The organism is Kitasatospora sp. NPDC058965, from assembly GCF_042741245.1.
Lineage (GTDB): Bacteria > Actinomycetota > Actinomycetes > Streptomycetales > Streptomycetaceae > Kitasatospora.
On the sequence record NZ_JBHYKG010000439.1, the window covers coordinates 1 to 5,489 of the forward strand.

At 74.3% G+C, this 5,489-nt stretch carries 5 protein-coding genes; 2 read left to right on the plus strand and 3 right to left on the minus strand.

The annotated features are described in order from the left end of the window. Nucleotides 1–9 precede the first annotated feature (9 nt). The gene (locus tag ACFW1A_RS37905; RefSeq protein WP_380417754.1) at nucleotides 10–2,256 is read right to left on the minus strand and encodes an MMPL family transporter; all 2,247 of its coding nucleotides are present in this window, start codon (nucleotides 2,254–2,256) and stop codon (nucleotides 10–12) included. A 139-nt stretch (nucleotides 2,257–2,395) separates the two neighbouring features. Here ACFW1A_RS37905 and ACFW1A_RS37910 point away from each other — a divergent pair, with 139 nt between their 5' ends. Beyond that, entirely contained in the window at nucleotides 2,396–3,070 is a 675-nt protein-coding gene (locus ACFW1A_RS37910) for a TetR/AcrR family transcriptional regulator (RefSeq protein WP_380417756.1), read from the plus strand. Nucleotides 3,071–3,119: 49 nt separating this feature from the next. Here the strand turns inward: ACFW1A_RS37910 and ACFW1A_RS37915 are convergent, their stop codons facing one another. Together ACFW1A_RS37915 and ACFW1A_RS37920 are read right to left on the minus strand one after the other, a co-directional pair. Further along, nucleotides 3,120–4,406, minus strand: a complete 1,287-nt coding sequence (locus ACFW1A_RS37915; RefSeq protein WP_380417758.1) for an alpha/beta hydrolase family protein — start codon at nucleotides 4,404–4,406, stop codon at nucleotides 3,120–3,122. A gap of 299 nt (nucleotides 4,407–4,705) precedes the next feature. Then, the gene (locus tag ACFW1A_RS37920; protein WP_380417760.1) at nucleotides 4,706–4,888 is read right to left on the minus strand and encodes an antitoxin; all 183 of its coding nucleotides are present in this window, start codon (nucleotides 4,886–4,888) and stop codon (nucleotides 4,706–4,708) included. Nucleotides 4,889–5,106: 218 nt separating this feature from the next. On the opposite strand from ACFW1A_RS37920, the gene ACFW1A_RS37925 reads away from it, so the two are divergent. Then, complete coding sequence (locus tag ACFW1A_RS37925; protein WP_380417762.1) at nucleotides 5,107–5,472, plus strand: hypothetical protein; 366 nt, start codon at nucleotides 5,107–5,109, stop codon at nucleotides 5,470–5,472. Nucleotides 5,473–5,489 lie beyond the last annotated feature (17 nt).

The window sequence follows — 5,489 nt, forward strand, 5'->3', positions numbered from 1 at the left end:
CCGTTGTCGCTACCGGACCGCCGTCTGGGGGCGGGGGGCCTCGGGGGTGGGCTTCGGCTGGTAGTGCTCCGCGTGTCCTTCGACGTGGAGCTGCGGGAGCCGGCGGTCCAGCCAGCCGGGCAGCCACCAGTTGCCGCGGCCGAGCAGGTGCATCACGGCCGGGACCAGGAGCAGGCGGACCAGGGTGGCGTCGATCAGGATGGCCGAGCCCATGCCGATCCCGATGACCTTGATCGCCAGGTCCGGGGAGGGGACGAACGCCGCGAAGACCGCGACCATGATGGCCGCCGCCGCGGTGATCACCCGCGCGGTGCCGGCCAGTCCGCCGACGATGGACTCCGCGTTGTCGCCCGAGCGCAGCCAGGCCTCGCGCATCCGGCTGACCAGGAACACCTCGTAGTCCATGGAGAGGCCGAACAGCACGGCGAAGGTGAGCACCGGCACGAAGGCGGGCAGCGGGGTGGGGTTGTCGATCCCGACCAGCCGGCCGGCGGTGCCGCCCTGCAGCACGAGGGCGACGACGCCGTAGGAGGCACCGACCGACAGCAGGTTCATCACGGCCGCCTTGAGGGCCACGGCCACGCTGCGGAAGGCCACCAGGAGCAGCAGCATCGACACCGTGACCACGCCGCCGACCAGCAGCGGGATGCGGCGGGAGATGTTGTCCGTGCTGTCGATCGCACTGGCGGTCGCGCCGCCGACGTGCACCTGGACCCCCGGGCCGACCGTCGGCAGGACGTGGTCGCGCAGGTCGCGGACCAGGTTCCCGGTGGCGGTGCTCTGCGGGCCGGTGGTCGGCACCACGGTCAGCAGCAGTGAGCGCCCGTTGGCGCTCGGCACCGGCGGGGTGACGGCCGCGACGCCGGGCACCGCCCGCAGCACGGCGGGCAGCGAGGCGGCCGCGTCGGACCCGGCCGCCGGCTGGGCGACCAGCAGCAGCGGGCCGTTGCTACCGGGGCCGAAGCCGGCGGCGACGGTGTCGTACGCCTGCCGGTTGGAGCGGCCGGCGGGGTCGTTCCCGGCGTCGGGGAAGCCGAACCGGACGCCGAGGAACGGCACGGCCAGCGCCAGCAGCACGACGACGCCGAGGCCGGCGGCGAGCACCCGGTGGCGCTCGACCAGGCGGCTCCAGCGCAGCCAGCCGGCGGACACCGTGTTGGCGGGCGGCCGGGTGCCGCGCCGCGGCAGCGGGAGCCGCAGCCGCTCGATGTGCCGGCCGAGGTAGCCGAGCAGTGCGGGGAAGAGGGTGGCGGAGGCGGCGAGGACGACCAGGACGGAGAGGATCGCGGCGACGGCCGCACCGCGCATGAAGGACAGCCCCATCGCGAACAGGCCGAGCATGCTGACCACCACGGTCATCCCGGCGACGACGACGGCGCGGCCGGCGGTGTCCAGCGCGGCGACCGTCGCGGACTCGGGCTCCAGCCCCTCGGCCCGCCATTCGCGGTACCGGGTGACCAGGAGCAGCGCGTAGTCGATGCCGACGCCGATGCCGAGCATCGCGGCGAGCGAGGTGGACCAGTCCGGCACCGGCATGAGCGCGGCGAGCACCGGCAGCAGGGTGCTGCTGACGGCGAGGCCGCCGAGCGCGGTGAGCAGCGGCAGACCGGCGGCCACGACCGAGCCGAAGGTGATCACCAGGATCAGGGCGGCGGCCGCCATGCCGATGCCCTCGGAGCCGATCGAGCCCTGCTCGGCCTGCTGGACCGCCATGCCCTCCAGGTAGACGTGCACTCCGCCGGTCACCGGTCGGGCGAGGTCGAGCAGCCGGTGGGTGTCCGCCTTGGGCATGTCGGAGGGGTTGGCCACGTCGAGGTGGATCTGTCCCAGGGCGGTGCGGCCGTCGGCGGACACCTTGCCGCGCGGTCCCAGCGGGTCGTCGATGCCGCTGACGTGCGGCACGGCGGACATCCTGCCGAGCAGGTCCTGGGCCTGCGCGCGGGCGGCGGCGTCGGTGAGGCTGCCGTCGGCGTGCAGCACCAGGCTGATCGACTCGCCGCCGAGGCCCGGGAAGTCCCGGGTCAGCAGCTGCTGGGCCTGCTTGGAGTCCGACCCGGGGGCGGTGTAGTCCGCGCTGTACTTGGCGCCGAGACCCGCCGACAGCCCGACGGCGACACCGGCGGCCAGCAGCCAGAGCAGCACCGTGCGGCCCCGGTGCCGGAAGCTCCAGCCGGCTATCCGGCCGAGCGGACCGGGTCTGTGCGGCCCGGTGTCCACGGCGCCGGTGCGCCGATCGCCGCGCGGTCCCTGGGACATGAGGCCCTCCGTACGTCGTGAGGGCTCGCCGCCCCCGCAAAGCGTTACGCTTCATAACGCTGCTAATTGAGCGTAACGTTTCCCTCGCTGGGTACGGTTTGTCAATGTCGGATCGGTGTACGAAGCGGATGGAGACCTGATGACGGGCGCGGCGACCGGGGTCAGTGGCGGGCCGAGCCGGCGCGACCGGATCCGGGCGGCCACCGTGGAGGAGATCAAGCAGGCGGCGTTCGGCCTGATCGTCGAGCACGGCAGCGCGAACCTCCGCTTCACGGACATCGCCCGGAGCATGGGGATCACCCCGCCCGCGCTGTACCGCTACTTCGCCGACCGGGACGAGCTGCTGACCGCCCTGGTCACCGACTCGTACGACAGCCTGTCGGACGCGCTGCGGGCGACCCGGAGCACCGTCCCGCCGGACGACCTCGACGGTCGCTTCCTCGCCTCGTGCGCGGCCTACCGCAGCTGGGCGCTGCGGAATCCGGAGCGGTTCGCGCTGATCTTCGGCGCCCCCGTGCCCGGGTACGCCGCCCCGCCGGAGGGTCCCACCGTGGCCGCGGCCGAGCGGGCGCTGGAGCACATGGTCCAGCTCGCCGCCGACACGGCCGAGCAGGGCCGGCTCGGCACCCCGGTGGTGCCGGACGTCCACGAGGCGACCCTGCTGGCCTGGGCCACGGTGCACGGCTTCGTCACCCTGGAGGTGCACGGCCACTTCCACAAGCTCGACCAGGCCGCCCGGGACCGCCTGTTCGCCGCCCAGGCGGGCCTGGCCGCCCGGACCGCGGGCCTGGCGCCGCCCGCGGACCGGCCGTGATCCCCGCCACCGACCCCGGCGGCCGGGACGGCCAGGGCCTGTCCGGCGCCTAGCGCTCGAAGGTGATCGGGTACGGCGACGGACCGCCGTCCAGCAGCCCGTTGTCGCACCCCTTCAGGAAGCGGTCGAAGAACGAGGACACCAGCGCCCGGTTCGCCGTCACCGCCCGCCGCGGGTCGCCGGTGCCGAGCGCCGTGGCCAGCGTCCCGGCGGGCACCCGGTCGGCCAGCTGCGGCAGCAGCGCCTCCGCGTCGGTGAACGAGACGTGCTCGGAGTCGTTCAGCGTGACGTCGGCCTTCCAGCCGCGCTGGTGCTGCCAGAACGACGCCCACGAGGGCTCGCCGTGCACGTTGCTGGCCTCGCGGCCGGAGCTGCCCACGAGCAGGAACGGCCGGTCCAGCCCGTGCAGCGCGACCTGGCTCAGGTTGGTGCCGTCCGGCTTCGCCGTGTACTCCAGGGTGCCGTCCAGGTCCGCGCCGGCCTTGATCCGCGGATCGGCGGCCATCATGTTCGCCGTGGTGAACCCGCCGGCCGAGTGGCCGAACATCCCGATCCGGTCCAGGTCCATGCCCGCGGTCAACCGGTCCGGCAGGCTCGTCAGCCGGTCCAGCACCAGCTCGGTGTCGGCCTCGCGCGCCTGCATCAGCTTCGTGAAGAACGCCAGGGTCGTGTGGTCCTGGTCGGCCTGGTTCCAGGCCGCCCACACCGCCGCGTTGCCGACCACGTGGCCGTCCGGGAACTGCGTCGCCGGGGCCTCCCCCGTGTGGTCGATGGTGACCACCACGTAGCCGCGCGACGCGAGGTCCTCGACCAGCGAGACGTTCCAGTCCCGGGAGTCCGCGCCGCCGGGCGAGTACAGCACGACCGGGAACCGGCCCGGCGCCGTCGCGGGGTCCTGCACCGAGTGCGTCCTGGTCGCGGCCCAGTCCACCAGACCGGCGGGCAGACCGTTGTTGCCCTCGACCGCCGGTCCGACGGCCGCGGCCACCGCCGCCGGGAACTGCGCGGTCGGCGGCCGGCCGGCCGTGTGCGCGGCGGGGTAGAAGACGCTGATCATCAGCTCGCGGTAGGTCTGGCCGGGCACCCACGGGTCGGCCCGCCCGTCGTCGACGAGCCGGAAGGTCGACACGCCGGTGGCGTAGCGACCGCGCGGCGCCGGCAGGTCGAGCGTGCGGCGGTGCGCCGGGTCCGCCGACCCCGACGACACGGACGGGCCGGCCGGGGCGGACGGGGCGGCCGGGGCGGACAGCGCCGAGGCCGGGACGGCGGTCGACACCGCGAGCGCGGCGGCGACGACCCCGATCAGGGAGGCGGCAACTAGACGAGAACTGCGCATGGGAGTCCTTCGGGTGCGGCGTTGCGTGTACGGACTCGTCGATCGTCGCAACCTGCCGCCCCGTCAACCATGGTGCCACCGGGCGGGTCCCGCCTCGGGGCAGCCCCAGTACCGCAGGGAGGACAACCCCCGTACGGCCGGGGCTCCGCACGGCCGGCAGGCTCCGCGCGGCCAGGGCCCGTTCACGCCCTGGCGCCGTGTCGGACAGCCCTCGGACGGCTGTCTGACACGGCGCCAGGGTGCGGCACCCGCTCCGGCGGTGCGGCGGTCACGCCGCGGCGCCCGGGCGGGGAACCGGCTCAGGGCTGCTTCGGGCCCTCGCGGTCGATGTACTCGCCGGCCTTGTCCTGTCCCGTGTCCACCTTGTCGGCGTACTTGCCCCCCGTCCGGTCGTCGATCACGTCTCCCGCACGCTCCACGGCCTCCTTGGCCTTCTCCGGGTGCTGGCCGAGCATGTTCTTGAGCTTGTCCATGACCGACATGGCTGTCCTCCTCAGGGACGGGGCGTACCCCTCCCAGCGTCGTCCGCCGCTCGGCGACCCGCATCTCTGCCGGCCCGCAACGACCGGCTCCGCTCCCCGCCCACGGCACGTCGCCGGGCCACGCGGCGGCCGACCGCGCGGCCGGGCCGGCCCACGGGTGCGGCCGGGTGGACCGGGGGTGGCACCGGCGACCGCAACGGGCGCTATTGTCGGGTGACATGTCGAACCCTGATGCGCTGCTCGTCGACATCGCCGCCATGGTGGAGTCCGAGCACAGCAACCAGATGCCCCTGACCGTGGTCGTCCCCGGCGCGGTCATCACCGGCCGCCTGGCACCCGAGAGCCTGTGGCACGAGCGGGTGGCCGAGGTCCTCGCCGCCTCCGACCACCTGAAGCCGTTCGCCGCCCTGTTCGCCGCAGACGAAGGGGCGCCCCGCAGCGGCCGACCCACCCACCTGCACCTGCACGTCGCCCGGATCCTGCAGGGCAGCTACGGCCTGCCCCACACCGGCGGCATGTACCGCATCGCCATCGCCGACATCAGCAGCTGGACCGTGGGAGACCTCAGCTACTCGGACCAGTAGGCGCCGGGTGCCGGTCC

What these genes read in the sequence shown, in the direction of transcription:
- ACFW1A_RS37905 (WP_380417754.1), bottom strand. Translation starts at nt 2,256, where the DNA reads ATGTCCCAGGGACCGCGCGGCGATCGGCGCACCGGCGCCGTGGACACC.
- ACFW1A_RS37910 (WP_380417756.1), top strand. Translation starts at nt 2,396, where the DNA reads ATGACGGGCGCGGCGACCGGGGTCAGTGGCGGGCCGAGCCGGCGCGAC.
- ACFW1A_RS37915 (WP_380417758.1), bottom strand. Translation starts at nt 4,406, where the DNA reads ATGCGCAGTTCTCGTCTAGTTGCCGCCTCCCTGATCGGGGTCGTCGCC.
- ACFW1A_RS37920 (WP_380417760.1), bottom strand. Translation starts at nt 4,888, where the DNA reads ATGTCGGTCATGGACAAGCTCAAGAACATGCTCGGCCAGCACCCGGAG.
- ACFW1A_RS37925 (WP_380417762.1), top strand. Translation starts at nt 5,107, where the DNA reads ATGTCGAACCCTGATGCGCTGCTCGTCGACATCGCCGCCATGGTGGAG.